This window comes from Burkholderia sp. A9 (genome assembly GCF_000801975.1).
The window spans coordinates 216763-242389 of sequence record NZ_JSZN01000004.1 but is presented as its reverse complement, the minus strand read 5'-3'; the positions used below and the strand labels follow the sequence as shown (position 1 = coordinate 242389).

At 67.7% G+C, this 25627-nt stretch carries 26 protein-coding genes and 1 pseudogene; 16 read left to right on the top strand and 11 right to left on the bottom strand.

Annotated features, from left to right (window positions below; genetic code table 11):
- Positions 1-29 precede the first annotated feature (29 nt).
- A complete protein-coding gene (locus PI86_RS03050; protein ID WP_039318615.1) occupies positions 30-1253 on the top strand; it encodes a serine hydrolase domain-containing protein in 1224 nt (407 codons plus the stop codon).
- A gap of 160 nt (positions 1254-1413) precedes the next feature.
- On the opposite strand, the gene PI86_RS03045 is transcribed toward PI86_RS03050, so the two are convergent.
- Positions 1414-2772 (bottom strand): aspartate aminotransferase family protein, encoded by a 1359-nt coding sequence (locus PI86_RS03045; RefSeq protein WP_039318613.1) that lies wholly within the window; start codon positions 2770-2772, stop codon positions 1414-1416.
- Between the two features lie 324 nt (positions 2773-3096).
- On the opposite strand from PI86_RS03045, the pseudogene PI86_RS03040 reads away from it, so the two are divergent.
- Positions 3097-3602 (top strand): annotated as a pseudogene (locus PI86_RS03040) (hypothetical protein).
- A gap of 70 nt (positions 3603-3672) precedes the next feature.
- Here the strand turns inward: PI86_RS03040 and PI86_RS03030 are convergent.
- Together PI86_RS03030 and PI86_RS03025 are read right to left on the bottom strand one after the other, a co-directional pair.
- Complete coding sequence (locus tag PI86_RS03030; protein ID WP_039318607.1) at positions 3673-4182, bottom strand: GNAT family N-acetyltransferase; 510 nt, start codon at positions 4180-4182, stop codon at positions 3673-3675.
- A gap of 245 nt (positions 4183-4427) precedes the next feature.
- Positions 4428-5066, bottom strand: coding sequence for a helix-turn-helix domain-containing protein (locus PI86_RS03025; protein ID WP_039318747.1), 639 nt, complete (start codon positions 5064-5066; stop codon positions 4428-4430).
- Between the two features lie 269 nt (positions 5067-5335).
- Here PI86_RS03025 and PI86_RS03020 point away from each other — a divergent pair, with 269 nt between their 5' ends.
- The 3 genes from PI86_RS03020 (at position 5336) to PI86_RS03010 (ending at position 8466) form a co-directional block, all read left to right on the top strand.
- Entirely contained in the window at positions 5336-5689 is a 354-nt protein-coding gene (locus tag PI86_RS03020; RefSeq protein ID WP_039318605.1) for a RidA family protein, read from the top strand.
- A gap of 31 nt (positions 5690-5720) precedes the next feature.
- On the top strand, positions 5721-6971 hold the full coding sequence (locus tag PI86_RS03015; RefSeq protein ID WP_039318603.1) for an NAD(P)/FAD-dependent oxidoreductase: 1251 nt from the start codon (positions 5721-5723) through the stop codon (positions 6969-6971).
- Between the two features lie 103 nt (positions 6972-7074).
- A complete protein-coding gene (locus tag PI86_RS03010; protein WP_039318600.1) occupies positions 7075-8466 on the top strand; it encodes an amino acid permease in 1392 nt (463 codons plus the stop codon).
- 273 nt (positions 8467-8739) lie between these two features.
- Here PI86_RS03010 and PI86_RS03005 read toward each other — a convergent pair whose 3' ends face one another.
- A complete protein-coding gene (locus PI86_RS03005; RefSeq protein WP_039318597.1) occupies positions 8740-9354 on the bottom strand; it encodes a glycine zipper 2TM domain-containing protein in 615 nt (204 codons plus the stop codon).
- A gap of 428 nt (positions 9355-9782) precedes the next feature.
- Here PI86_RS03005 and PI86_RS03000 point away from each other — a divergent pair, with 428 nt between their 5' ends.
- The 3 genes from PI86_RS03000 to PI86_RS02990 all read left to right on the top strand — a co-directional run bounded on the left by PI86_RS03000 (position 9783) and on the right by PI86_RS02990 (position 12776).
- Positions 9783-10982 (top strand): amidohydrolase family protein, encoded by a 1200-nt coding sequence (locus tag PI86_RS03000; protein WP_039318595.1) that lies wholly within the window; start codon positions 9783-9785, stop codon positions 10980-10982.
- A 69-nt stretch (positions 10983-11051) separates the two neighbouring features.
- Entirely contained in the window at positions 11052-12236 is a 1185-nt protein-coding gene (locus PI86_RS02995; protein WP_039318594.1) for an amidohydrolase family protein, read from the top strand.
- Between the two features lie 60 nt (positions 12237-12296).
- Complete coding sequence (locus tag PI86_RS02990) at positions 12297-12776, top strand: nuclear transport factor 2 family protein (protein ID WP_039318591.1); 480 nt, start codon at positions 12297-12299, stop codon at positions 12774-12776.
- Between the two features lie 61 nt (positions 12777-12837).
- Here PI86_RS02990 and PI86_RS02985 read toward each other — a convergent pair whose 3' ends face one another.
- Positions 12838-13701 (bottom strand): LysR family transcriptional regulator, encoded by an 864-nt coding sequence (locus PI86_RS02985; RefSeq protein ID WP_014900785.1) that lies wholly within the window; start codon positions 13699-13701, stop codon positions 12838-12840.
- A gap of 136 nt (positions 13702-13837) precedes the next feature.
- On the opposite strand from PI86_RS02985, the gene PI86_RS02980 reads away from it, so the two are divergent.
- Positions 13838-14512 (top strand): ankyrin repeat domain-containing protein, encoded by a 675-nt coding sequence (locus tag PI86_RS02980; protein WP_039318588.1) that lies wholly within the window; start codon positions 13838-13840, stop codon positions 14510-14512.
- 2 nt (positions 14513-14514) lie between these two features.
- Here the strand turns inward: PI86_RS02980 and PI86_RS02975 are convergent, their stop codons facing one another.
- The 3 genes from PI86_RS02975 to PI86_RS02970 all read right to left on the bottom strand — a co-directional run bounded on the left by PI86_RS02975 (position 14515) and on the right by PI86_RS02970 (position 15680).
- Positions 14515-15000 carry a nucleotidyl transferase AbiEii/AbiGii toxin family protein gene (locus tag PI86_RS02975; protein WP_235362673.1) on the bottom strand — a complete coding sequence of 162 codons (486 nt, stop codon included), beginning with the start codon at positions 14998-15000 and terminating at the stop codon, positions 14515-14517.
- Between the two features lie 9 nt (positions 15001-15009).
- Positions 15010-15129 carry a nucleotidyl transferase AbiEii/AbiGii toxin family protein gene (locus PI86_RS17600; RefSeq protein ID WP_235362677.1) on the bottom strand — a complete coding sequence of 40 codons (120 nt, stop codon included), beginning with the start codon at positions 15127-15129 and terminating at the stop codon, positions 15010-15012.
- Between the two features lie 71 nt (positions 15130-15200).
- Positions 15201-15680 (bottom strand): helix-turn-helix domain-containing protein, encoded by a 480-nt coding sequence (locus PI86_RS02970; protein WP_039318745.1) that lies wholly within the window; start codon positions 15678-15680, stop codon positions 15201-15203.
- A 494-nt stretch (positions 15681-16174) separates the two neighbouring features.
- On the opposite strand from PI86_RS02970, the gene PI86_RS02965 reads away from it, so the two are divergent.
- Entirely contained in the window at positions 16175-16978 is an 804-nt protein-coding gene (locus PI86_RS02965; RefSeq protein ID WP_039318585.1) for an ABC transporter substrate-binding protein, read from the top strand.
- A gap of 39 nt (positions 16979-17017) precedes the next feature.
- Positions 17018-17866 carry a phytanoyl-CoA dioxygenase family protein gene (locus PI86_RS02960; RefSeq protein ID WP_039318583.1) on the top strand — a complete coding sequence of 283 codons (849 nt, stop codon included), beginning with the start codon at positions 17018-17020 and terminating at the stop codon, positions 17864-17866.
- A 91-nt stretch (positions 17867-17957) separates the two neighbouring features.
- On the opposite strand, the gene hutC is transcribed toward PI86_RS02960, so the two are convergent.
- Both hutC and PI86_RS02950 read right to left on the bottom strand, forming a co-directional pair.
- Entirely contained in the window at positions 17958-18695 is a 738-nt protein-coding gene (gene hutC, locus PI86_RS02955) for a histidine utilization repressor (protein ID WP_014900791.1), read from the bottom strand.
- A 44-nt stretch (positions 18696-18739) separates the two neighbouring features.
- The gene (locus PI86_RS02950) at positions 18740-19504 is read right to left on the bottom strand and encodes an SDR family oxidoreductase (protein ID WP_014900792.1); all 765 of its coding nucleotides are present in this window, start codon (positions 19502-19504) and stop codon (positions 18740-18742) included.
- A gap of 410 nt (positions 19505-19914) precedes the next feature.
- Between PI86_RS02950 and PI86_RS02940 the strand changes: the two genes are divergently transcribed.
- Positions 19915-20625, top strand: a complete 711-nt coding sequence (locus tag PI86_RS02940; protein ID WP_039318579.1) for a YceH family protein — start codon at positions 19915-19917, stop codon at positions 20623-20625.
- Between the two features lie 84 nt (positions 20626-20709).
- Here the strand turns inward: PI86_RS02940 and PI86_RS17595 are convergent, their stop codons facing one another.
- Positions 20710-20865, bottom strand: a complete 156-nt coding sequence (locus PI86_RS17595) for a hypothetical protein (RefSeq protein ID WP_235362672.1) — start codon at positions 20863-20865, stop codon at positions 20710-20712.
- Between the two features lie 186 nt (positions 20866-21051).
- Between PI86_RS17595 and PI86_RS02930 the strand changes: the two genes are divergently transcribed.
- The 4 genes from PI86_RS02930 (at position 21052) to PI86_RS02915 (ending at position 25565) form a co-directional block, all read left to right on the top strand.
- Positions 21052-22182, top strand: a complete 1131-nt coding sequence (locus tag PI86_RS02930; RefSeq protein WP_014900794.1) for a 3-deoxy-7-phosphoheptulonate synthase — start codon at positions 21052-21054, stop codon at positions 22180-22182.
- A 386-nt stretch (positions 22183-22568) separates the two neighbouring features.
- Entirely contained in the window at positions 22569-22997 is a 429-nt protein-coding gene (locus tag PI86_RS02925) for a PRC-barrel domain-containing protein (protein WP_014900795.1), read from the top strand.
- Positions 22998-23267: 270 nt separating this feature from the next.
- On the top strand, positions 23268-25346 hold the full coding sequence (locus tag PI86_RS02920; protein WP_014900796.1) for a carbon starvation CstA family protein: 2079 nt from the start codon (positions 23268-23270) through the stop codon (positions 25344-25346).
- Positions 25347-25358: 12 nt separating this feature from the next.
- Positions 25359-25565: a YbdD/YjiX family protein gene (locus PI86_RS02915; protein ID WP_014900797.1), complete on the top strand. Its 207-nt coding sequence runs from the start codon at positions 25359-25361 to the stop codon at positions 25563-25565.
- The last annotated feature ends 62 nt before the right edge of the window (positions 25566-25627 follow it).

Sequence of the window (25627 nt, the reverse complement as noted above, 5' to 3'; positions counted from 1 at the left end):
CCGATGCGCGGCGGCCAGCCGCGCCTTTCATGCGCCGGCTGCTCGCGCGGGTTGCGGCGTTGCTGATCGGCGGCGGTGCGCTGGCGTCGGCGCCCGTGCCGGCGCTGTCCGCGGCGCAGGCGGCCGATGCACTGCCGCCGCTGCATGAGACCGGCATCGAGGCCGCCGCGCCGGAAGATGTCGGCGTCGATTCGCGCAAGCTCGTCGACCTGTCGCGCTGGATCCGCGCGCAGAAGCTCGACGTGTACAGCCTGCTCGTCGTGAAGGACGGCAAGCTGGTGTTCGAGCGCTACGGTGCGAACGCGTCGCGTGATTCGACCTACGAGCTGTACTCGGTGACGAAGGCCGTGACGTCGCTCGTCGCGGGCATCCTGGTCGAGCGCGGCGCCGTGCATCTCGACGACCCGGTGGCCGCGCGGCTCGCCGCGTGGCGTCCCGACCTGGGCGGCGCGCTCGCGGACAAGCGCGGCATCGCGCTGAAGCACGTGCTGTCGATGTCGAGCGGCCTGCATTACGACTTCAGCCCGAAGGACGATCCGATCTACTACACCGCGCCGGACCGGCTGAAGCTCGCGGCGTCGGCGGTGCCGAAGGTCGCGCCCGGCACCGCGTTCGACTACACCGACGTGAACCCGATCCTCGCGTCGGCGATGTTGAGCGCGGCGGCCGGCGAACCCGTCGAGCGCTATGCGCGGACGCATCTGTTCGCTCCGCTCGACATGAAGCGCGCCGCATGGGAGCGCGCGGACCGCACCGGGCTCGTGTCGGCCGGCTGGGGGCTGCGGCTGCGCGCCGTCGACATGGCGAAGATCGGCATGCTCGTGCTCGACGGCGGGCGCTGGCAGGGGCGGCAGGTGGTCCCGCAAGCGTGGATCGCACAGATGACGGCGCCGCGTGTGTCGCCGCATTTTGGCTACTACTGGTGGATCAACAACATCGTCGAGAGCGAGCCCGAATTCGACGCGATGGGCTTCAAGGGGCAATTCATCACGGTGCTGCCGAAGCGCAATACGGTGATCGTGATGACGGGCGTGCTGCCGGTGGACGGCGGCCTGCGCGATGCCGAGAACGTGAAGCTGTTCCGGCGGATGGTGAACGATTACATCCTGCCGGCACTCGATGGCGGTGCTGCGTCGGGGCAGGGTGCCGGTGGAGGCGATGCGCGTGCGGCGCTGCGCGACGAGCTTGAAGTGAGCGCGCGCTCCGCGGGCGTGCCCGGTACGCAGGTCGATCCGACGGATCTGCCGAAGTAGCCGCGTCGATACGCGCGCGGCGCTGCGTGTGGAGCTGGAAGTGAGTGCGCGCTCCGCGGGCGTGCCCGGCGCGCAGGCCGATCCGACCGATCTGCCGAAGTAGCGCCGAGCGGGCGTCCGGCCTGCCGAGGCAGGCGAGCCGGACGCACGGTGGATCACGTCACACCAGTTCGCCCAGGCATGCGTCGAATTGCGCGACGAGCGTGTCGACGTCGTCGGCCGTCGTCTGCGGGCACACGAGCATCATGTTGTGGAACGGCGTGATCAGCACGCCGCGGTTCAGCAGGTACAGGTGCACGATGTGCTCGAGCTCGCTGTCGAGCTGTTCGCCCGCGATCGTGCCGTTGCGTGGCGGCGTCGGCGTGAACTGGAACTCGGTGCGCGCGCCGATGCGCGTCACGCACCACGGCAATCCGTGTTTCGCGATTGCCCGTTCGAGCCCGGTCGCGAGCCGCGCGGCCAACTCGAACATGTGCGTATACGCGGCATCGGTCGCGACTTCGGCGAGCGTCGCACGCATCGCATGCATCGCCAGCATGTTCGCGGTGAGCGTCGTGCCGATCCCGGAATGGCCGGGCGGCGCATTCAGCTTCGCCTGCTTCGCGCGCGCCGCGAAGTCGGCGCTGAAGCCGTACACCGCGCACGGCACGCCGCCGGCGATCGGCTTGCCGACAACTAGCGCGTCCGGTTCGAGACCGTGCGCGGCTGCGTAGCCGCCCGGGCCGCTGCTGATCGTGTGGGTTTCGTCGATCACGAGCAGCGTGCCGTAGCGGCGCGTCAGTTCGCGCGCCGCCTCCCAGAAGCCCGGCTCAGGGAGCACCATCCCGATGTTCGTCATCGCGGGCTCGGCCAGCACGCACGCGACGTCGCCGTCCTTCAGCGCCGCTTCGAGCGCGTCCAGATCGTTGAATTCGACCACGCGGGTGTTCGCGAGCAGGTCATAGGACTGCCCGAGCAGGCTGTCGCGCTGCACCGGGCGGCCGTCGACGAGATCGACGAACACGTCGTCGACCGTGCCGTGATAACAGCCGTTGAACACGACGATCGTCTTGCGGCCGGTGGCCGCGCGCGCCCAGCGCAGCACGAAGCGGTTCGCGTCGCTCGCGCTCAGCGCGAACTGCCAGATCGGCAGCCGGAAGCGCCGCGCGAGCTCGCGCGATACCCACGCGGCGTCCTCGCTCGGCAGCATCGTCGTGTAGCCGCGCGTCGCCTGTTCGGCGAGTGCGCGCGCGACCGGCTCGGGTGCATGGCCGAACATCGCGCCGGTGTCGCCGAGGCAGAAGTCCGCATAGCGGTGACCATCGACGTCGGTGAACGTCGCACCGCGCGCCTCCTTCACGACCAGCGAGAACGGCGTCGACCAGTCCTGCATCCAGTGCAGCGGCACACCGAACAGCAGGTGCTCGGACGCTTCCGCGGACAACGCGCGGGAGGTTGGCATTGCTTCGGTGAAGGCACGGCGCTCGCGATCGAACAGCGCGCGGGCGCGGATGAGGTCGACTCCGTGGCGGGTCTGCAATTGAGGCTCCTGTGACGGGTTTGAATGGACCGGTGAGGCCTCCGCGAGCTTGTCATATTCCCTGCGCGCGGTCGATTCGGACTCGACCGCGTATCCGTCAGACAAGGAGTTTTTGCGCATAAAGATACGACAACTTATATCTTTGTTTGGAGATAAAGAAGCGAGTGTGCACTCACATCGGCGGGAATAGATCATAAATGACAGAGTAAACGACGGATATTCCCTCGGCTTTGATCGAGTCTAGACTGATCGATGTAATACGACGACGTATGAATATGGATCCGTCGATCGGCGTATCGATACCCAACCGCTGAAGGAGATGGTATGGACGCCAACCGTCGCCGTTCGGCTTCGTCTGTCCGATCGCCGTCACCGAAGCGGGTATCGCGCCGCGACTTCATCGGCTGGACCGGTACGCTCGCCGGCGGCGCGGTGCTCGGCGGACCGCTCGCGGCCACCCGCGCATTGGCGGCCGGCACGCCGCCCAATGCGGCGGTCGACCTGATTTGGGGCGATCACGGCGCGGCGGCGCGCATTGCGGCGTCGCTCGCGCACCTGTCGCGGTTCGCGTTCCGCAAGCATGACTTCGACGTCACGCACACGGCGCGCGCCCCTGCGCGATCGTCGCGCAGGGGCCAGTCGCGTTCGACTACAACGACACGCCGCCGACGCCCGCCGTGCAGCCGATCTCCGGCGTGACGATCAGCAACTGCGACTTCGGGACGCCGGTCGCGTCGGGCATGCCAACCGTCACGTCACCGGGCCCGGTCTATGCGTTCAACGTGAGCGCGATGACGCTGACGAACGCGACGATCGCCGACAAGCGGTGACGTAACGGGGTGGACGAGAGCGTTCGCGTGCGGCCCGTGCGACCGGCCGTTGCACGCGAACGCGGCCGCGTTACGCCAGCGTCTTCACCATGTGATGTTCATCGTAGAAGCGCCCGTCGACGAACAACGAACGCGGCTCCGTGCCGAACCGGACGAACCCTTGCGCCGCGTACAGCCGTTCGGCGGTGCCGTTGATCTCGTTCACGCACAGCATCAGTTGCTTGCATTCCCATACCTGCGCCGCGTGCGCGGTTGCGCGATCGAGCAGCGTTTGCGCGATGCCTTGCCCGCGATAGGCGGCATCGACGAACACGCCCCAGATCGTCGCCTTGTGTGCGATCTTCGCGCGAGCATCGCGGCGCACACCGGTGATGCCGACGAGCGTGTCGCCGTCGAACGCGCCAAACACGGCGCGTGCGTGGCCCGGCGTGATGCGCGACGCGAACTCGTCGACCGGCACCTGCGATTCCTCATCGAGCGTGGGCAGGAAAGAGGTCGGCGCGGTGTCGACTGCACGCAGGCGGACAGCCTGGAAACGGGGGGCGTCGGCGGCATCGAGCAGGCGGATCGTGATTGTCATCGCGGGCATTCCGGTGGAGGGAGGGGGATGCGTCGTGTGCCGCATCGGAGGCGCGACGCATTGTGCCTATGCTAATCGGAATCCGCCGGTCGTGTGAGCGGCTCGAATGCGACGCGCGATGACGTCGCGATCGAACGACGGGGTGTTGTGTCGGAGCTGCCCGGATCGTTCGTATCATGCGTGAATCAGGTGCGTAGCGTGACGTGAAACCCGATGAGCAGTATCTGCGACTGCGTCGGTCAGCGTCAGATCGCGTCCCACGGCCGCCGCGCGTCGCCGTCGACGCAGCACACGAGCACCTCGGCGTCCGTGTCGCCGAGGCTCAGATAGACATGCCCGATCGCGCTATCGAAATACAGGCTGTCGCCGGCGCCGAGCCGGTACGCGGTGCCGTTCTCGAAGCGCAGCTCCAGCTCGCCGCTCAGCACGAACACGAATTCCTCTCCGGTGTGCCGGATGTAGTCGGCGAAGTCGGACAGCTTGCGCGCATGGATGCGCCCGCGCACCGGCACCATCCGCTTGCCGGTCAGGTCGTTTGCGAGCATCCCGTACGCGTAGTTCGGCGTGTCGTAGACCATCTGCTGGCCGGCCGGCGTGAACGATGGCGTCATCGCGCCGGCCGGCGCGGGCCGCCCGAATATCGTGTCGAAGTCGAGTGCGAGTGCATGCGTGAGCGCCGCGAACTTGTCGTAGGTCAGCGCAATGTCACCGCGCTCGGCCTTCGAAATCGTCGAGACCGCGATACCGGAGCGCTCGGACAGCTGCGCGAGCGTCAGGCCGCGCGACTTGCGCGCGTCGCGCAGCCGCGCACCGACCGTCTGGTGGTCGAGCTGCGGCGGGGCGTCGTCGGTGGGCGGCGGAACGGGGGCGGTGGATTTGGGCATGCGAAAGCGGGCAAACGGGCGCGACGCGCGCGCGGCGTGAATACGGGTTTTATCGTATTCGAGAATCAATTTTCTCGTATATGATAATTTTCGTCGAAATCGCCAACGGCGAGCGTGACGGCCACTCTAGCATCGGACGGCGCGAAACTCGCGGCGGCCCCCATGCGCGGCCCGATTCGCGCTCGTTCACAGGCGATATTCCAGTCATTTCCGTTATTGACCCGGCCGGACGTCATCCGTCGCGGCTGGCCTCGCAAAGGGGTTCATCGATGTCCGCTGAAATCAAACGTCTGCAAACCGGCCCGCGCATGAGCCAGGTCGTGATCGCCAACGGCATCGTCCATCTGGCCGGCCAGGTGCCCGACACCGCTGGCGCACCGATCGCCGTGCAGGCGACCGAAATCCTGACGCGCATCGACGCGCTGCTCGCATCGGCCGGCGTCGACAAGACGCGTGTGCTGACGGCCAACGTGTGGCTCAGCGATGCCGCGCACTTCGACGCGTTCAATGCGGTGTGGGATGCGTGGGTGCCGGCCGGTCACGCGCCGACCCGCGCATGCGTGCAGGCGCTGCTGATGAAGCCCGGTCTCGACGTCGAGATCGCCGTCACCGCGCTCGCGTGACGTTCGCGCCGCACGCCCCGAGGAGTTTCCGATGAAGTTCGATACGCTCGTCCTGGGCGGCGGCATGATCGGCGTGTCCATCGCCGTTCACCTGCAGCAGCGCGGCCTGTCGGTCGCGCTCGTGGATCGCAAGGCGCCCGGCAATGAAACGTCGTTCGGCAATGCCGGGCTGATCCAGCGCGAAGGCGTGTATCCGTATGCGTTTCCGCGCGGCTTCGGCACGCTGCTGAAGTACGCGTGCAACCGCTCGCCGGACGTGCGCTATCACCCGGCGGCGCTGCCGAAGCTGATCCCGTTCCTGTATCGCTACTGGCGCAATTCGCACCCGGTGCGGCACGCCGAGATCGCGCGCGCGTATGCGCCGCTGATCGAACATAGCGTGACCGAGCACCGCGCGCTGATCGACGCGGCCGGCGCCGGCGCGCTGCTGCGCGAAGGCGGCTGGCTCAAGGTGTTCCGCACGGCGGCGACCCGCGATGCCGAAACGCGCGCCGCCGAGCGCTGGCGCGCCGAATACGGCGTGACCTTCGACCCGCTCGACGCTGCCGCGCTGCGCGACGCGGAGCCGAACCTGAGCCGCGCGCTGATCGGCGCGCTGCGCTACACGGCTTCCGATTCGATCAGTGATCCGAACGGGCTGGTGACCGCCTATGCGCGGCACTTCGAGCAGCTCGGCGGCCGCGTCGTGACCGGCGACGCGCTGACGCTGTCGGCCGCGAACGGCTGGCGCGTCGACACCGAACACGGCCCGCTCGATGCGCGCGCGGCGGTCGTCGCGCTCGGTCCGTGGTCGGACCTGCTGTGCGAACGGCTCGGCTACACGCTGCCGCTCGCGGTCAAGCGCGGCTATCACATGCACTACGCGGCGCAGCCCGGCGCGCGGCTGAACCGGCCGGTGCTCGATGCCGACAGCGGCTTCCTGATCACGCCGATGACGCGCGGTATCCGCCTGACGACCGGCGTCGAGCTTGGCTATCGCGACACGCCGCCGACCCCGACGCAGCTCGCCGCCGTCGAGCCGGTCGCGCGCGAGCTGTTCCCGCTCGGCGCGCGCGTCGACGGCTCGCCGTGGCTCGGCCGCCGGCCGTGCACGCCCGACATGCTGCCGGTGATCGGCGCTGCGCCGCGTCACCGCGATCTGTGGTTCGCGTTCGGCCATGCGCATCACGGCTTCACGCTCGGCCCGGTGACCGGCCGGCTGATCGCCGACCTGATGACCGGCGTGCGCCCGTTCGTCGACCCGACGCCATTCCGCGTCGAACGCTTTCTGCACGGCCGCTGAATCCGGCGCCGCGCGATGCAAGGGCGCCCGGCACACGATGCCGGGTGCCTCCCCAGCGGCCGTCCGATCCGGCGCGCCGCGACGTTCCACGACTGGAGACAACATGCAACAGCACACGATGCGGCGCGAGCTTGGTGCGCGCCAGATCTCGTTCATGGCGCTTGGAATGGCCATCGGCGTCGGCCTGTTCCTCGGCTCGGCGTCCGCGATCAAGGCGGCCGGGCCCGGCGCGCTGGTCGCGTACCTGATTGGTGGCGGGATGATCTTCCTGATCATGCGCGCACTCGGCGAGATGGCCGTGCACCGGCCGGTATCCGGCTCGTTCGGCGCGTATGCGTTCGAATACCTCGGGCCGTTCGCCGGCTACGTGGTCGGCTGGAGCTACTGGCTGCTGATGGTCGGCGTCGGCGTCGCGGAGACCACCGCGATCGGCATCTATATGGGCTTCTGGTTTCCGGACGTGCCGCAGTGGCTATGGGTCGTGGCGGCGATCGCCGCGATCTCGGGCTTCAACCTGCTCAACGTGAAGGTGTACGGCGAGCTGGAGTTCTGGTTCGCGATCGTGAAGGTCGTGACGATCGTGCTGATGATCGCGGGCGGCGCGCTGATCGTGTTCACGGGGATCGGGCATCACGGCGAACCGGTCGGCCTGTCGAACCTGTGGCGCCACGGCGGCGTGTTTCCGCACGGCGTGCTCGGTGTCGTGAGCGCGTTGCCGATCGTCGCGTATTCGTTCGCGGGCGTCGAGATGATCGGCCTCACGGCCGGCGAGGCGCGCGAGCCGCAGAAGATGATCCCGCGCGCGATCAACTCGGTGCTGTGGCGGATCCTGATCTTCTACGTGGGCGCGCTGTTCATCATCATGGCGCTGTATCCGTGGAACGGTCTCGGCGACCACGGCAGCCCGTTCGTCACCACGTTCGAATCGCTCGGGCTGCGGCAGGCGGCCGGCGTCGTCAACTTCGTCGTCCTGACGGCCGCGCTGTCGAGCTTCAACTGCATCGTGTTCAGCGGCGCGCGCATGTTGTCGAGCATGGCCGGGAACGGACTCGCGCCCGCGGCGTTCGCGGCGCTCAGCGCGAGCGGGTCGCCGTCGCGCGCAGTGCGGGCGACCGTGCTGTTCATGTCGGTCGGCGTGCTGCTGAACTATGTGATTCCGGCGCGCGTGTTCGGCTGGCTGATGTCGTTCCTGTCGTTCGACGTGGCCGTGATCTGGGCGATGATCGTGCTGACCCACATGCGGTTCCGGCGCGTGATCGCCGCGCGCGGCGAGACGGTGGCGTTCCGGCTGCCGGGTGCACCGGTGACATCGTGGATCTGTCTGGTGTTCGTCGCGTTCGTGTTCGTGATGCTCGGCGTCGATCCGTCGACGCGCGGGTCGCTGTATGCCGGCGCGGCGGTGATGGCGGTGATGGCGATCGTCTACCGGCGGTCGCGGCATCTGCAGGCGGCGGCGCAGTCGACGCGTGTCGCGCTGGGTGTCGAGCACGTGTGAGTGTCCGGCGCCGTCGATGCGGGCGAATGCGTGTTGTGCCCGATGAGATGAACGCCGGCGTGGATGAGGCGCGGAAGTGTTGTCGAAGCGTCGTGTGCGGCAGGTATGCCGCGTCGACGCGAAGCAGGCAAAGGCTGTGATGCGCCGGCCATCGCGCCGGTCCGGCGCACGCGATCAAGCGCGCGAAACGTGCGGGAGACGTGTGAGAGGCGCGCGAGTGATGTGTGAAAGACGCGCGATGCGCCCGATCAAATCAGGCGCACGCGCGCCGCATCAATACCGCGACAGCTGATTGCCGTTGATCTGCACGCGATCGCCCGGGCGCAGGTCGCCCGGCGACTGCACGTCGAACGAGCGCGTCGAGCCGTCGCTGACCTGCACGTCGATCCGGTAGCTGCTCGGCGGTTGGGCCGCGCCCATCTGCTGACCGATCTGGTTGCCGGCGACGGCGCCGCCCAGCGCGCCGATCACGGTGGCCGCATCGCGGCCGTGACCGCGGCCGAACTGATTCCCCACCAGCCCGCCGACCAGCGCACCGACGACGGTGCCGGCGACGCCCGACGTGCCGACCGAGCCGTTGACCGGCTGGATGTTCGCGACAGTGCCGTATTGCGCGCCGTAGCCGTTGCCGTACTGGCCGCCGTACGACTGCTGGTTGCCGTATTGATCGTACTGCGGCGCCTGGTTCGGATACGCCGGCTGCTGCGGCTGCACGTAGCCGGGTTGCGAATACGCGGGCTGTGCATAGCCGGGCGTCGCGTATTGCTGCTGCGGATAGCCCGGTTGCGCGCCGTAGTAACCCGGCGCGACACAGGCGGTCAGCGGAAGCGCCGCCACGGCGACGAGCGAGGCGAACAGAACGGTCTTCGTGGAAGGCATGCGCATCATGATGTTTCCTGCATCGGCAACGTGTTCGCCGACGAATTCCGGGACGGGTGGCGAACTCGGCGTGAGTATAAGGAATGGGCGCGTGCGCGTCCGGTGCGGCCGGGTAACAACGTGTAAAGTCTGTTGCCGCGCAACTCGCGGTCGGGGGCGGCAATGCGGCGCGCTCGATCGCGGCCGCGCCGATACGCCGTTATCGGCCACGCGGCCAGCTTCCCGGTGATCGCCCCCCATCTCCCCGCCAGGCCCGGCGGGCGGCCCGCCCGCACATCGCGAAATCGAATGCACGGCATCGCGACATTTAATTGGCCACTGGCCGCCCCGTCCGATATCGTGACCGCATTCCCTGCCAACGGTCGCGCCGTGCCGGCCGCGGTTCCCTCCCTTGTCCGCGCCGGCGTCGCGCAGCGACCGCCCCACCATTCCGAGTCATGACCGATCGTTTCTTCACCAACGCCGTCGATGCCGGCGGCCAGCCCATCAACCTCGTCGTCCATGACGGCCGCTTCGTCGGCGTCGGTGCCGATTGCACCGCCGCGCCCGGCGCGGAAACGATCGACCTGGGCGGGCGCGTCGTGCTGCCCGGCTTCGTCGACGGCCATATCCATCTCGACAAGAGCTTCGTCGGCGATCGCTGGGTGCCGCACGAATCGGTCGACTCGCTGCGCGAGCGGCTCGCGGTCGAGAAGCGCCAGCTCGCGGCCGCGCCGCCGATCGTCGAGCGCGCGAATGCGCTGATCGAGCAGGCCGCCGCGTTCGGCACGATCGCGATGCGCAGCCACGTCGACGTCGATGCGACGACGGGCCTGTCGAACCTGCAGGCCGTGATGGCCGCGCGCGAACAATGGCGCGGGATCGTCGACATCGAGCTGGTCGCGTTTCCGCAGGCCGGCGTGGTGACGTGCCCGGGCACCGCCGCGATCCTCGATGCCGCGGTGCGCGAAGGCGCGGACGTGGTCGGCGGGATCGATCCGACGACGCTCGATGGCGACGCGGACGGCCAGCTCGACATCGTGTTCGGCATTGCCGAGAAACGCGGCGCGAAGATCGATATCCACCTGCACGAACCGGGCGAGACCGGCATCGCGCAACTGCTGCGGATCGCGGCGCGCACGCGCGCGGCGGGCCTCGGCGGCCGCGTGAACGTGAGCCACGCGTATGCGCTCGGCCAGGTCGATCACGGCGACGTCGAGCGTGCCGCCGCGGCACTCGCCGATGCCGGCGTGTCGATCCTGACCAACGCGCCGGGCGACTGCGCATTCCCGCCGGTGCAGCAACTGCGCGACGCGGGTGTGCACGTGTTCGCCGGCAACGACAACATCCGCGACGCGTGGTGGCCGTACGGCAACGGCGACATGCTGCAGCGCGCGATGATGGTCGGCTACCGCTCGGGCTTTTACACCGACGCAGCGCTCGGCATCGCGCTCGACATGGCGACGCACGCCGGCGCACGCGCGCTCGGCCGGGACAACTACGGCATCGCCGTCGGCTGCGACGCGAGCTTCGTCGCGGTGCGCGCGCCGAATGCGGCGGCGGCCGTCGCGGGCGTGCCGGCCGAACGCTGGGTGTTCCGCCGCGGCGAAAGCGATACCGGTGCGCCCTTTGCGCCGGCGCTGCGTTTCACGCGATAACGATCTGACCGCCGTCACGGTGCCCTGCATCGTGACGGCTTTGCACTGACCGACCCTACCGGAACCGACATGACCAACCTGCTGATCCGCAACGTCCGCACGCACGCCGACGAAGCGCTCGACATCCTGATCGAAGGCGAACGCATCGCGCGCGTCGGCCCGTCGCTCGACGCGCCCGCCGGCTGCGCGATCGAGGACGGCGCGCACGCGCTCGCGCTGCCCGGCCTCGTCGAAGGCCATACGCACCTCGACAAGACCCACTGGGGGATGCCGTGGTATCGCAACGCGGTGGGGCCGCGTCTCGTCGACCGCATCGAGAACGAGCGCAACTATCGCGCGACCAGCGGCCATGACGCCGGCGCCGCATCGCTCGCGTTGTCGCGCGCGTTCCTCGCGGCCGGCACGACGCGCATCCGCACGCACGTCGACGTCGACACCGAGGCCGGGCTGCGGCATCTGCGCGGCGTGCTCGCGACACGCGAGACGCTACGCGGCCAGGTGGAAATCCAGATTGTCGCGTTTCCGCAATCGGGCGTGCTCAAGCGGCCCGGCACCGCCGCGCTGCTGTCCGACGCGCTGGGCGCGGGCGCCGACCTGCTCGGCGGGCTCGACCCGTGCGCGATCGAAGGCGACCCGGTCGAGGCGGTGGACGTGCTGTTCGGGATCGCCGAGCGCCACGGCCGCGGGCTCGACCTCCACCTGCACGAACGCGGGTCGATGGGCGCGTACTCGCTCGACCTGATCCTGCAGCGCACGGCCGCGCTCGGCATGCAGGGCAAGGTTACGATCAGCCACGGCTTCTGTCTCGGCGACATCGCCGAACGCGAGCGCGACGCGCTGCTCGCGCGGATGGCCGAACTCGGCGTCGCGATCGTCACGACCGCGCCGGCCGCGGTGCCGGTGCCGCCGGTTGCCGCATGCCGCGCGGCTGGCGTGACCGTCATCGGCGGCAACGACGGCGTGCGCGATACCTGGACGCCATACGGTTCGCCCGACATGCTGGAACGCGCGATGCTGATCGGCATGCGCAACGATTTCCGTCGCGACGACGCGCTCGAAGTCGCGCTCGACTGCGTGACGCACAGCGCGGCGCGTGGTTGCGGCTTCGCCGACTACGGTCTGGAGGCGGGCAAGCGCGCGGACGTGGTGCTCGTCGATGCGCTGACGTTCGCCGAGGCCGTCGTCGCGCGACCGACGCGGCGGCTCGTCGTGTCGTCGGGGAAGATCGTCGCGCGCAACGGCGCGCTGGTCTGAGCGGCGCGTCGCCCCCGGTATGATCGGGCTTCCTTAAGCCGGATCTCCGGGGAGACGACGATGCGACGCACACGCATGATGGCGGCACGGGCCGCACGATGGATGGCCTCGGCGACGTTCGCGGTGACGGCCGCGCATGCGATGGCGGCCGGCCCGGACGCCGCGCAGCAGGAAGCGAATCGCCGCACGGTGCTCGCGTTCTACGAAAAAGGGCTGAACGAGAAGGATGCGGATGCCGCGCTCGCGTATGTCGGCGACCGCTACGTCCAGCACAACCCGAACGCGGCCGACGGCCCCGACGGCTTCCGCAAGTTCGTCGCGTTCCTGCGCGACAGATATCCGCAGTCGCACAGCGAGATCAAGCGCTCGTTCGTCGACGGCGACTACGTGATCCTGCACGTGCACGCGGTGCGCGAGCCCGGCACGCGCGGCAGCGCGATCATGGACATCTTCCGGCTGGAGCAGGGCAGGATCGTCGAGCACTGGGACGTGAACCAGCCGGTGCCGGAGCAGGCCGCGAACGGGAACACGATGTTCTGACGGGCATCGGCTTTTCGGTGACGTCGCCTTTCGGCCGAACCCGATCCGCATCGCGCCGCGCTTACTCCTGCTCGTGCTCCAGCATCGAAGCGAGCGCTTTCGTCAGTTCGCTGACCATCGGATCGGCGGTCGGCCGATGCAGGATCGCGATGTCCATGTTCTCGATCGGCGCGAAGCCGTGCTCCTCGGTCAGCACCACGTGCTCGTCGGTCACCACGCGCGCGGGCAGCACGCTGATGCCGAGCCCGTCCGCGACGGCCGCCTGGATGCCGCTCAGGCTCGAGGTCGTGAAGCTGATCCGCCAGCGGCGGCCGCGTTCCTCGATCGCCTTGATCATGTCGTCGCGATAGAGCCCGCGCGGCGGAAACACCACGATCGGCACCGGGTCGAGCTCGATCGTCGGATGCAGTGCGCTGTCGATCCAGCGCAGCTTCTCCGGCCAGCGCACCACGGCCTCGCGGCTGTCGCGGCGCTGCTTGATCAGCACGAGATCGAGCTCGCCGCGATCGTAGGCCGCGCAGATGTCGCGGCTCAGCCCGCACATTACCTCCAGCTTCACCTGCGGATGATCGCGCTTGAACGCGGCGAGCGCGTGGGTCGTGCGGCCCGCCGCGAAATCGTCGGGTACCCCGAGCCGGATTGTCAGCGCGACGGTTGCGCCCGACAGCGCTTCCAGCATCTCGTCGTTCAGCGCGATCATGCGCCGCGCGTAGCTGAGCACCGTCACGCCGGCGTCGGTCGGCCGCACGTCGCGCGTGCCGCGGTCGAGCAGGCGATGCCCCGCGATCTCCTCGAGCCGCCGCACCTTCTGGCTGACCGTCGACTGGGTCGAATGCAGGCGCGCGGACGCTGTCGTGAAGCTGCCGCAATCGGCGACCATCACGAGCGCGCGCAGCAGGTCGAGGTCGAACAAAGGTCTATTCATTTCCGCACTTTTTCGGATTCGAACATTTCATTTCCAAATATGTGCGACGACTTTTAACATGGCCTGAGCCCGCGGGCAATCGCGGTTTCGCCGGACCCGGCACGGCTGCGCGGGTGGGCATGCAGGAGGACACGGGATGTTTTTCAAACGGATCGCGATCATCGGCTCGTTTGCGTTGACGACGCTCACCTCGGCCGTGGCGGCCGCCGACGGCGGCGCGCTCGAGGGCCGGCTGCGTAGCGCGGCCGATCGCGGCGATGCGGCCGAGGTCGGCACGCTGCTGGAACGCGGCGCGCAGATCGATTCGCGCGACGGGCAGGGCCGCACGGCGCTGTTGCTCGCGACGCACGGCAACCATGTGGAGACGGCGCGCGTGCTGATCGACGCGGGCGCGGACGTCAACGCGAAGGATGCGATCCAGGACAGCCCGTATCTGTATGCGGGCGCGCGCGGTCATCTCGACATCCTGAAGATGACGCTCGCGCACGGCGCCGACATGCGCAGCACGAACCGCTATCGCGGCACGGCGCTGATTCCGGCGGCCGAGCGCGGGCACGTCGACACGGTGCGCACGCTGATCGACGCGGGCGTGAATGTCGACCACGTGAACCGGCTCGGCTGGACCGCGCTGCTGGAGGCGATCATGCTCGGCGATGGCAGCGAGCGCTATGTGCGGATCGTGCAGTTGCTGGTCGATGCGAAGGCGAACGTGAACCTGGCCGATTCGAACGGCGAGACGCCGTTGCAGCATGCGCGCTGCCGCGGGTATGCGGAGATCGAGCGGGTTCTGGTGGCGGCGGGAGGGCGGTAGGGTTAGCGGGGACGCGATTTGCGCACGGTACTGGTGTCGGGAAGTTGTCGGAGGAACTCGCCGGCCAGATTTACGCAATAGTCGAACGACGGCGTGTAGCCGAGTGTCGAGATATCGTCGAAGCGCGACTGAACGAACGCACGACGTTCGTCGAGCAGATGGAGGAGGGTGTCGCGATGGCGAACGAGAAATGCGCTTGCCTCGATCAGACTCTCCGGTTCTCGCTCGATGACCAGGCACAGATCGAACAGGTCTCGCGCGGTGGGGCGATCTCCGCGGTGCCACATTTTCTTGGCCACAATTTCCGCTGAAGTCTCGACCTTGACGACCTGGCCCATCAGCGTCCATTCGTCATAACCGGGGGACATCAGGTTTCGTGAAACGACGAAGTCGATTTCGCCGTCGGGCAACAGCAATTTCACGAAACCGGCGTGTTCCTCGTACTCGTTCGTGATGTCGGATGCGGCGTCGCTGATGCGTGGGTTCACGTACCCGAGCTACTGCGGGTCGGGAACGAAGATGTCGACGTCCTTGCTCATGCGATGTCCGTGACGCAGCATGAGGACGGTGCCACCGCCGAATGTCCAGAACGGACGGGACGTGCCGTGCGTCCGTATTTCGTCGATTAGCGTCAGCGCCTGACGGAAAAGGCCCTGCTACGTGCCGTCGGGCAAAGCAGCTGGTGCAATCATGCCCATACCTCCCGGTACAGATGAAGCGCCTTCGACCATGCGGCAAGGTTTTTCCAGATGGCGCGAAGCGGCGTGCCGGAGCGTTCAGCGGCTTCCTCGGCGGCCTTCACCACCACCGGCAGAGGCACCTCGTCGAGGATGACTGAAATCTGCGATTCGTATCCTGCCGGAATCCGTCCCGTGGTCAATGCGTCGGCCAGCAGCCGCTCGGTCAATTCGCCCTTATAGCTGACGTTCGAGCTCACAACGGCCTTGTAGAGACCGCTTTGGGCCTGCCGCGGCTGCGCCAGGAGTTCGATGCCGAGCACGCTGAGCAACGGGATCAGCTTGTTGATTCCAAGATCCTTGACCTTGCCGGTTTCGAGCTGGTTCACCGTGAGGCGAGACAAGCCGGCGAGTTTTGCAAGCTGGGCCTGTGTGAGGTCGAGTTCGGCCCTCCGCTTTGCAACGGCCTGTCCGATTTCATAGAGTTGCATGTTGACCTCCCGATGCAGGCGCATCGCGCGTGAATGTAAGGTATATCTTACATTTCGACGATACGCGTCGCCACGCATGGTTGCGAGCGCGGTATAGGGTGCATGGACTTTACAGGCGGTCAAGTCTCTGGAACGGCGATGGTCGGCCGCGTTGTATAGACAATTCATCCGGACGGATATCCGCAAAAACTCGTTCTGTGGCAGCCAAGCATCACGCCGGGTAAACACTCGAGATTTAACGAAAATCCTGCGCTGATGGTCATTCTCCGACCGTCAACCCATCGTTTTGCCCTGATTTCTCCGTCCAACTCCCCCCAATCCGTTCCCCCTCCATTTCCCCCGCTTGCGCTCAAAAATTGAGCGGTCTAGACTGCATCGCAGTTTCATCGAAGTCCCAGTCTTTCGCACACCGTGCCGTGCCGGGCATCCCGGCACGACGCTCCCCAACGGACGCCCGGCGCTCGCCCGCCACGTCGAGACCACAAGGACACACCATGAACCGCACTGCAAAGCTCGTCGTTTCCGCGCTGGCGTTCGCGCCGCTCGTCTCGTTCGCGCAGGACACGGCGACGATCCGCTGGGGCATCGACCCCACCTATCCGCCGTTCGAGGCGAAGCAGCCCGACGGCTCGCTCGCCGGCTTCGACATCGACCTGCGCAATGCGATCTGCGAGGAACTGCATGCGAAATGCGTGTGGGTCGAGCAGGGCTTCGACGGGATGATCCCGGCGCTGCGCGCGCGCAAGTTCGACGTGATCATGTCCGCGATGACGGCCACCGACGAGCGGCTCAAGCAGATCGACTTCTCGAACAAGCTGTATGCGTCGCCGGGTGCGCTCGTCGCGCCGGCCGGCTCGAAGCTGCTGCCGACCGCGGCGTCGCTCGCCGGCAAGCGCATCGGGATCGACCAGGGCACGACGCAGGAGGCGTACGCGAAGGCCGAATGGGCGACCAAGGGCGTGACGATCGTGTCGTACCAGAACCAGGACCAGGTGTATCAGGACCTGGTGAACGGCCGGCTCGACGCGACTTTCCAGGACAAGACGCAGGCCGGCTATTCGTTCCTGAAGACGCCGCGCGGCAAGGGCTACGCGTTCGCGGGCCCGGACGTGACCGACGTGCGCATCACCGGCTATGGCGTCGCGATGGGCGTGCGCAAGGGCGATGCCGACATGAAGAAGCGGCTGAACGACGCGATCGTCGCGATCCGTGCGAACGGCACGTACCAGAAGATCGCCGCGAAATACTTCGACTTCGACATCTACGGCGCGAAGCAGCAGTTGACCTCCGCACCGTGAACCCATGACCACGTGATTCACTCAATCGACAGGCAACCCATGACGAGTATCCAGGACCGCGTCGCGAAAGCCGTGACGCCCGAACTGATCGCCGCCTTCCGTGACGAAGGCGCCGTATGCATCAAGGGCATCTTCTCGCCCGACGAAGTGGCCGCGCTGCGCGCCGGCATCGACGCCAACCTCGCGCAGCCGAGCGAACGCGCGAAGGTCGCGAGCCGGCCCGACGATCCGGGCTGGTTCTTCGAGGACTTCTGCAACTGGCAGCACAACGACGCGTACCGCGACTTCATCGTGCGCTCGCCTGCGCCATCGGTGGCCGCCGCGCTGATGGGCACGCAGACGGTGCGGCTGCATCACGACCACCTGCTCGTGAAGGAGCCCGGCACGCGGCAGCGCACGCCGTGGCATCAGGACCAACCGTACTACAACATCGAAGGCGACGACAACGTGAGCATGTGGATTCCGGTCGATCCGGTGCCGCTCGAATCGACGCTGGAATTCGTCGCGGGTTCGCACCAGGGGCCGTGGCTGATGCCGCGCACGTTCATGGACAAGGAGGCGAAGTGGTTCCCGGAAGGCAGCCTCGCCGACCTGCCCGACATCGAGGCCGACCGCTCGGCGTTCCCGGTCCGCCATTGGGCGCTCGAGCCGGGCGACATGGTGTGCTTCCGGATGCTGACCTTGCATGCGTCGGGCGGCACGCAGAACCGCCGGCGCGCGTTTTCGATCCGCTTCGTCGGCGACGACGTCCGTCACGCGCCGCGCCGCTGGAAGACGTCGCCTGACTTCCCGGGGCTGGCAGATCAACTGCCGGACGGCGCGCCGCTCGAACATCCGTTGTTTCCGGTCGTGTGGTCGCGCGGCGCGGGGCAGGTCGGGGCGCTTTGAGCGGCAGCGTCAAGCGCACGTCACGCGCGCAGCGGCCGCTTCTCGATGAAGCGGCCGCCGCGCGTGGTCGTTTGCAAGCGTCGGTGAGCGGTCAGGTCTGGTGACGTCCGGCGCCCGGCTTGAAGCGCGAGCCGAGCCGGTAGCGGTTGCCCGGATGCAGGAAGTGCACGAACGTGACCGGCAGCCCGTTCGTCCAGGTGCGGCGCGTGAGCGTGAGGCACGGCTCGTCGGCGCGCATGTCGAGCAGCCGCGCCTGTTCGCCGGTCGGCAGCGACGCGTCGACGACGTGCTCGATTTCCAGTTCGTAGTGCGACACGTTGTTGAACAGGTACTCCGACGGCGGCTCGGCCTGGAAATCCTGATCGATGAATTCCGGTGCGGCGACCGGGTTCACGTAGCGGTCCTCGAGCTGGATCGGGCGACCGTTTTCCTCGTGCACGCACACCACATGAAAGACCGGCGTGTTGACCGCCAGCCCGAACGCGGCCGCGACGTCGAACGACGCGGGCTCGCGCGACTGGCTGAGCACGCGGCAGCGGTACTCGTGCCCGCGCGCGCGGATTTCGTCGCGGATGTGCGCGATCATCAGCAGGTTCGACTGCGGCTTCACTTCGGCGACGAAGGTGCCGACGCCCGCGATACGCTTCAGCACGCCTTCCTCGGTCAGCTCGCGCAGCGCGCGGTTGACCGTCATGCGCGCGACGCCGAACTGCGCGGCGAGATCGAGCTCGGACGGAATGCGGTCCCCGGGGCGCCAGTCGCCCGAATCGACATTCTGGCGAACGAGCGTCTTGATCTGCTGGAACGGTGCGGTGGCCTTTGTGACCATCGGGGGATCCTTGGGGAAAGGCAACCGCGAAATTCTATCCCGGATCAGGCCGCGGGCAGTTCGCGAACGTCGGTCGTCGGCACCGAACCGAACGCGTCGCTCAGCGCATAGCCGATGAGCTGCCGCGCGGCCGCCTCGGGCGTCGAGAGCGCGCCGCTTGCCTTCAGCTCGTCGAATTTCTCGCGTAGCGGGAAGTTCTCTTCGCTGGTCGAGCGGATCGTCGCCTGCATGCCCGTATCGACGACGCCCGGCGCGACGCTGCAGATCCGCAGCGCGCGGCTGGCATCGAGCGCGACGGCGCGGGCGTGATGGTCGAGCGCGGCCTTGGTCGCGCAGTAGACGCTCCAGCCCGCGTACGCGTTGCGCGCCGCACCGCTCGACACGTGCAGGATCCGGCATTCGGTCGTCGCGGATGCCGCTTGTGCGAGTGCGGCCGACAGCATCAGCGGCGCCGCGACGTTCAGGCCGACCGCACGCGCGACGATTGCCGGGTCCTGTGCTGCGAGCGGGCCGATCGGATCGACGATGCCCGCGTTGTTGAACAGCAGCACGATCGACGCGCCGTCGACGAAGCTGCGCAGCGTGTCGCCGGCCAGCCAGGTCGCGACGGCCGATGCATCGGACAGGTCGAGTTCGGCTTCGGCGAAACGGTCGCCGGCGTGCGATGCGAGCGACGGATGGCGGCTGCGCGAGACGCCGAGCACGGCGATGCCTTCCAGCAGCAGTTGTTCGGCGAGCGACGCGCCGAGGCCGCGCGTGTGTCCGGTGACGATGGCGCGCACGTGCGGCGCGGAAGAGGATGCGGTCATGGCGGTGAACGAGTGACGGGGTGAATGGGGGTGGCGAGCGACGCGCATGTGCGGCGGCGCGGCGTGCGGGACGGGCGATGCGCGGTGTCGGCGTTGCGTGCGAAGGTGCTCACGCGCGGCGCCGCGTGCCGGGTGAACGCGTATCGTAGCGCCGGCATGCGCGCCGCGCAAACAACGGGGCGATGCCGGGCGTGTGCGCGGAGCATGAAGCGGCGGCGCCGCGCGCGTGCATCCCGGCGCGACGCCCTGCGGCTGATACGTTGGACGAAAGCCGGCTGCGGCAAGTCCGCGCGCCGTCGCGGCGAGCGGCGCCATGCCTCATGACGCGAGCTATCATATGGCTCGCCCGATCGCGACGCCGGACGGGCCGCGACCGTTTCCCTTCACCTGCTGCACGCTGCGACGCTACCATGAACACCACGCCGGACATGCCCACGCCACGCGCCCTGCGCGAACTCACGCCCCTCGAGGCCCGCATTCTCGGGGTGCTCGTCGAGAAGCAGCATACGGTGCCGGACACCTATCCGCTGTCGCTGAATGCGCTGACCTCGGGCTGCAACCAGAAAACCGCGCGCTTGCCGGTGATGAACGTCAGCGACGACGAAGTCACGACCGCGCTCGACGGGCTCAAGCACCTGAGCCTCGTGATGGAGGGCAGCAGCAGCCGCGTGCCGCGTTTCGAGCACAACGTGAACCGCGTGCTCGGCATCCCGAGCCAGGCGATCGCGCTGCTGACGATCCTGCTGCTGCGCGGCCCGCAGACGGCCGCCGAACTGCGCCTGAACAGCGCACGCCTGCACGGCTTCGCGGACATCTCGTCGGTCGAGGCATTCCTCGACGAACTCGCGGCGCGTACGCAGCCGCTCGTCGTCCGGTTGCCGCGCGCGCCCGGTGCGCGCGAGAACCGCTGGATGCACCTGATGTGCGGCGAGGTGAACATCGCCGACTTCGCCGGTGGGGATGCGGGTGGCGGCGCGGATTCCGTTCCGCCGTCCGAGTTCGAGGCGCTGAAGGCCGAGCAGAAGCGGCTTTCGGATGAAGTGGCGCGGCTGAACGCACTCGTTCAGCGGATGGCGACCGAACTCGGCATCGACGTCGACGCACCGGGCGACGCGGGCTGACAGACGGCGCGAGGCACCACCACACCGGCGCGCACGCGGGCGCGCCGGTTGATCGACCCTCTCCGCGACACTGCCCGATCCGCCTTACCAGCGGCACCCCGTTTTCGCGGACGCATCGACGTCCTGCGCCCACGCGAAATCGGTCTTCTTGCCGGTGCGCGCATTGGTGTACGTCATCGAATAGGCGATTGCACCCTGGCTCATCATCTCGTATTCACCGGCGATCTTGCCGCCGACCATTTCCCACCACGTCGTCGTGAACTGGTACGGCCGGCCTTCCGCGAGTGCTTCGTGTTCCTCGTGCTTGAACAGCAGCGGAATCGCCGTCTTCGATGTCGCATCCCGCCCGCCGCGCCTCGCTGGCGCCTTGCGCGAGTGCCATAATCGAGCTTGCCCATCATTCCAGACGTCCCCCGGAGAATCCCCATGCAGAACCTCGACAATCCTTCCCACGATCGCGAGGTAGGCAGTGCCGACGCGACGCAGGACACCACGCGCATCGACGACGTCCGCATCGGCGCCGTGCGTCCGCTGATTTCGCCGGCGCTGCTGCAGGACGAGCTGCCGGTGCCGGCCGCCACGCAGACGCTCGTCGAGGACACGCGCCGCGCGATCGGCGACATCCTGCACGGTCGCGACGACCGGCTGCTGCTCGTCGTCGGCCCGTGCTCGATCCACGACCATGACCAGGCGCTCGAGTATGCCCGCCGCCTGAAGGCCGCCGCCGATGCGCTGAAGGACGACCTGCTGATCACGATGCGCGTGTACTTCGAGAAGCCGCGCACGACGGTCGGCTGGAAAGGCTACATCAACGATCCGCGCCTGGACGGCAGCTTCCGCATCAACGAAGGGCTGCGCGCTGCGCGGCAACTGCTGCTCGACATCAACGCGCTCGGCCTGCCGGCGTCGACCGAATTCCTCGACCTGCTGAGCCCGCAGTACATCGCGGACCTGATTGCATGGGGCGCGATCGGCGCGCGCACGACCGAGAGCCAGAGCCATCGTCAGCTCGCGTCGGGGCTGAGCTGCCCGATCGGCTTCAAGAACGGCACCGACGGCGGCGTGCAGGTCGCGTCGGACGCGATCGTCGCAGCACGCGCGAGCCATGCGTTCATGGGGATGACGAAGATGGGGATGGCCGCGATCTTCGAGACCCGCGGCAACGACGACGCGCACGTGATCCTGCGCGGCGGCAAGAACGGGCCGAACTACGACGCCGAGCACGTCGAGGCGAGCTGCGCGGTGCTGCGCAAGAGCGGGTTGCGCGAGCAGGTGATGGTCGATTGCTCGCATGCGAACTCGAACAAGTCGCATGAACGGCAGATCGAGGTTGCGCAGGATCTCGCGCGGCAGCTGTCGCAGGGCGAGCACCGGATCGTCGGCGTGATGGTCGAGAGCCATCTCGAGGCCGGGCGTCAGGATCTGAAGCCGGGCGTGCCGTTGCAGTACGGCGTGTCGATTACCGATGCGTGCCTGAGCTGGACGCAGACGGAGCCGGTGCTGGACGTGCTGGCGGAGGCGGTGCGGCATCGGCGCGTCTATTCACGCAACGCATGATCCAGTGGCGGCGGGGTAGCGCCCGCCGTGTTGCTTGATGCGCCGGCGAAGACCGGTTGCTCAGCTGCCATGTTGTCCTGATCGACTTGTACCGGCGGTGTGCTTTTCCATGTCGCGCGCAGCCCCTATCCGCACGGCCATTGATCTCCATCCGCCTCGCCCCGCCTGTCACGTCGCACTCCGAACCCACGATCCGGCGAATACCGCTACCATGAACGCCGTGCTGCACGCTGAGGTCCGGCCACGCCGGTCCGTCATGCACACACGCAGTGGCGGTGCGGCCAGCCGCCACGCCACCGACGAAGCACGGGGGGCCCACCGATCTGCCGTTGCGCCCGCGTCGCTTCGCTGCCGGAATCAACAACAACCGAACCGGAGTGCAATACATGAAGTTCTACAAAACCCTCATCGCAGCAACCATCCTTGCATCGAGCGTCAGCGCGCACGCACAGATCGCCGGCGCGCAGCCGCTCAGCGTGACCGTCGAGCAATCGCAGGCGCTGCTCGAAGGCTGGAGCGTGAAGAAGAGCGTGCTCGGCAAGGCCGTGTACAACGACGCGAACCAGAAGGTCGGCACGGTGCGCGACCTGATCGTCGCGCCGGACGGCTCGGTGTCGGCTGCGATCGTATCGGCCGGCGGCTTCCTCGGCGTGGCCGCGCATGACGTCGCGGTGCCGATCGCGTCGCTCGACGTGCGCAACGGCAACATCTATCTGCCGGGCGCGACGAAGGATGCGCTGAAGGCGACGCCGGCGTTCCAGTATGCGAAGGTGCCGTCGCCGCCGAAGCCGAAGAAGGTCGACGACAAGCACTGATGCATGCGGCCCGGCGCGCGATGTGCCGGGCCCGGCCCGACTGCACGCATGTCGCGCCGTGAGTCGATTCAACGCGGTCGCACGCTGCTTCTACGTAATTCTACGTAGCCGCGCATACGTAGTTGTGCGCTTGTAAGCCTCCCCCGTCGCACGGAATACTACAGCCCACCGCCGTGGCCTTCACGAGACCGCGGCACGACGCATCGACGTCACGCGGGTCCGGCGCCTCGCCGGATCCACTCAAAATCACATTGGAGACCAGGAGACGCCATGAATCGGGCTTCCAGTACCCTGCTCTGGATCGCGGTCGCGCTGCTAGGCGCGTTCTCGTTCGGAACGATCGCACTCGCGCACGGCGAACGCGTCAGCGCGCTCTGGATCGTGATCGCCGCAGTCTGCGTGTATCTGATCGCATATCGCTTCTACAGCCGTTTCATCGCCAGCAAGGTCATGCAGCTCGACGGGCTGCGGATGACGCCGGCAGTCAAGTTCAACGACGGCCTCGACTACGTACCGACCAACAAGTACGTGCTGTTCGGCCATCACTTCGCCGCGATCGCCGGCGCCGGGCCACTCGTCGGGCCGGTGCTCGCCGCGCAGATGGGCTACACGCCCGGCATGCTGTGGATCCTGGCCGGCGTCGTGTTCGCCGGCGCGGTGCAGGACTTCATCGTGCTGTTCATCTCGACGCGCCGCGACGGCCGCTCGCTCGGCGACCTCGTCAAGATGGAGCTCGGCACGGTGCCCGGCGTGATCGCGCTGTTCGGCGCGTTCCTGATCATGGTGATCATCCTCGCGGTGCTCGCGCTGATCGTCGTGAAGGCGCTGACCAATTCGCCGTGGGGCACGTTCACCGTCGCCGCGACGATTCCGATCGCGCTGTTCATGGGCGTCTACACGCGCTACATCCGCCCGGGCCGCATCGGCGAAGTGTCGATCATCGGCTTCGTGCTGCTGATGGCGTCGATCGCGTTCGGCCAGACCGTGCACGATTCGCAGACGCTCGCCGCCTGGTTCACGTTCAACGGCACGCAGCTCACGTGGATCCTGATCGGCTACGGCTTCGTCGCATCGGTGCTGCCGGTGTGGCTGCTGCTCGCGCCGCGCGACTACCTGTCGACGTTCCTGAAGATCGGCACGATCCTCGGCCTCGCGATCGGCATCCTGGTCGTCGCGCCGGAACTGAAGATGCCCGCGCTGACGAAGTTCGTCGACGGCACCGGCCCGGTGTGGTCGGGCAACCTGTTCCCGTTCCTGTTCATCACGATCGCGTGCGGCGCGGTGTCGGGCTTCCACGCGCTGATCTCGTCGGGTACGACGCCGAAGCTGATCGACAACGAAACCAACGCGCGCTTCATCGGTTACGGCGCGATGCTGATGGAATCGTTCGTCGCGATCATGGCGCTGGTCGCCGCGTGCGTGATCGAGCCGGGCATCTACTTCGCGATGAACGCACCGGCCGCCGTGCTCGGCTCGACGCCAGAAGCCGTCGCTAACACGGTGACGCAATGGGGCTTCGTGCTGACGCCTGACATGCTGACGCAGACCGCGAAGGCCGTCGGCGAAACGACGATCATCGCGCGCGCGGGCGGCGCGCCGACGCTGGCCGTCGGCATGGCGCACATCCTGCACCAGGTGATCGGCGGCGAAGCGATGATGGCGTTCTGGTATCACTTCGCGATCCTGTTCGAGGCGCTGTTCATCCTGACGGCCGTCGACGCCGGCACGCGCGCGGGCCGCTTCATGCTGCAGGACCTGCTCGGTACGTTCCACCCGGCGCTCAAGCGCACCGAGTCGCTGCCCGCGAACCTGGTCGCCACCGGGCTGTGCGTGGCCGCGTGGGGCTACTTCCTGTATCAGGGCGTGGTCGATCCGCTCGGCGGCATCAACACGCTGTGGCCGCTGTTCGGCATCTCGAACCAGATGCTGGCCGCGATCGCGCTGGTGCTCGGCACCGTCGTGCTGTTCAAGATGAAGCGTGAGCGCTACGCGTGGGTGACGCTCGTGCCGACCGCATGGCTGCTGATCTGCACGCTGACGGCCGGCTGGCAGAAGATCTTCGATTCGAACCCGAAGGTCAGCTTCCTCGCGCACGCCGCGAAGCTGCAGGCTGCGGTGGACGAAGGCAAGGTGCTCGCACCGGCGAAGTCGATCGCGCAGATGCAGCGGATCATCTTCAACGACTACATCGATGCGGCGCTGGCCGGCCTGTTCATCTTCGTCGTCGTGGCCATCGCGGTGTACGGCCTGCTCGCCGTGCTGCGCGCGCGTCGCGAATCGACGCCGACCGTGCGCGAGACGCCGTACGAGCCGATGCCGGCCGCGCAGGCGCTCGGCAGCGGACGCTAACGGGAGGCCGCGATGTTCAGCGATCTTGGCAGCGACCTGCGCAGCGCGGGGCGTTACCTCGGGCAGGCGTTGCGGCTGATGGTCGGCCTGCCCGACTACGACACCTACGTCGCGCACATGCGCGAGACTCATCCGGACCGCGAGCCGATGACATACGAGGCATTCTTCCGCGAGCGTCAGAATGCGCGATACGGATCGGGGGCCGGGAAGTGTTGCTGAACCGGAGCGGTGAAGCCGTCCGGTAAGGCGGTCCGGGGACGGACCAGGAAGCGCCGCGAAGG

Excerpts from the sequence above, each read along its gene's own strand:
- PI86_RS02940 (WP_039318579.1), top strand. The coding sequence starts at position 19,915 with ATGAACACCACGCCGGACATGCCCACGCCACGCGCCCTGCGCGAACTC.
- PI86_RS02985 (WP_014900785.1), bottom strand. The coding sequence starts at position 13,701 with ATGAATAGACCTTTGTTCGACCTCGACCTGCTGCGCGCGCTCGTGATG.
- PI86_RS03005 (WP_039318597.1), bottom strand. The coding sequence starts at position 9,354 with ATGATGCGCATGCCTTCCACGAAGACCGTTCTGTTCGCCTCGCTCGTC.
- PI86_RS03010 (WP_039318600.1), top strand. The coding sequence starts at position 7,075 with ATGCAACAGCACACGATGCGGCGCGAGCTTGGTGCGCGCCAGATCTCG.
- PI86_RS02920 (WP_014900796.1), top strand. The coding sequence starts at position 23,268 with ATGAATCGGGCTTCCAGTACCCTGCTCTGGATCGCGGTCGCGCTGCTA.
- PI86_RS02970 (WP_039318745.1), bottom strand. The coding sequence starts at position 15,680 with ATGCAACTCTATGAAATCGGACAGGCCGTTGCAAAGCGGAGGGCCGAA.
- PI86_RS02990 (WP_039318591.1), top strand. The coding sequence starts at position 12,297 with ATGCGACGCACACGCATGATGGCGGCACGGGCCGCACGATGGATGGCC.
- PI86_RS02960 (WP_039318583.1), top strand. The coding sequence starts at position 17,018 with ATGACGAGTATCCAGGACCGCGTCGCGAAAGCCGTGACGCCCGAACTG.
- PI86_RS03025 (WP_039318747.1), bottom strand. The coding sequence starts at position 5,066 with ATGCCCAAATCCACCGCCCCCGTTCCGCCGCCCACCGACGACGCCCCG.
- PI86_RS03000 (WP_039318595.1), top strand. The coding sequence starts at position 9,783 with ATGACCGATCGTTTCTTCACCAACGCCGTCGATGCCGGCGGCCAGCCC.
- PI86_RS03015 (WP_039318603.1), top strand. The coding sequence starts at position 5,721 with ATGAAGTTCGATACGCTCGTCCTGGGCGGCGGCATGATCGGCGTGTCC.
- PI86_RS02980 (WP_039318588.1), top strand. The coding sequence starts at position 13,838 with ATGTTTTTCAAACGGATCGCGATCATCGGCTCGTTTGCGTTGACGACG.
- PI86_RS02915 (WP_014900797.1), top strand. The coding sequence starts at position 25,359 with ATGTTCAGCGATCTTGGCAGCGACCTGCGCAGCGCGGGGCGTTACCTC.
- PI86_RS02950 (WP_014900792.1), bottom strand. The coding sequence starts at position 19,504 with ATGACCGCATCCTCTTCCGCGCCGCACGTGCGCGCCATCGTCACCGGA.
- PI86_RS17595 (WP_235362672.1), bottom strand. The coding sequence starts at position 20,865 with ATGGTCGGCGGCAAGATCGCCGGTGAATACGAGATGATGAGCCAGGGT.
- PI86_RS03030 (WP_039318607.1), bottom strand. The coding sequence starts at position 4,182 with ATGACAATCACGATCCGCCTGCTCGATGCCGCCGACGCCCCCCGTTTC.
- PI86_RS02965 (WP_039318585.1), top strand. The coding sequence starts at position 16,175 with ATGAACCGCACTGCAAAGCTCGTCGTTTCCGCGCTGGCGTTCGCGCCG.
- PI86_RS02925 (WP_014900795.1), top strand. The coding sequence starts at position 22,569 with ATGAAGTTCTACAAAACCCTCATCGCAGCAACCATCCTTGCATCGAGC.
- PI86_RS03050 (WP_039318615.1), top strand. The coding sequence starts at position 30 with ATGCGCCGGCTGCTCGCGCGGGTTGCGGCGTTGCTGATCGGCGGCGGT.
- hutC (WP_014900791.1), bottom strand. The coding sequence starts at position 18,695 with ATGGTCACAAAGGCCACCGCACCGTTCCAGCAGATCAAGACGCTCGTT.
- PI86_RS02930 (WP_014900794.1), top strand. The coding sequence starts at position 21,052 with ATGCAGAACCTCGACAATCCTTCCCACGATCGCGAGGTAGGCAGTGCC.
- PI86_RS03020 (WP_039318605.1), top strand. The coding sequence starts at position 5,336 with ATGTCCGCTGAAATCAAACGTCTGCAAACCGGCCCGCGCATGAGCCAG.
- PI86_RS02995 (WP_039318594.1), top strand. The coding sequence starts at position 11,052 with ATGACCAACCTGCTGATCCGCAACGTCCGCACGCACGCCGACGAAGCG.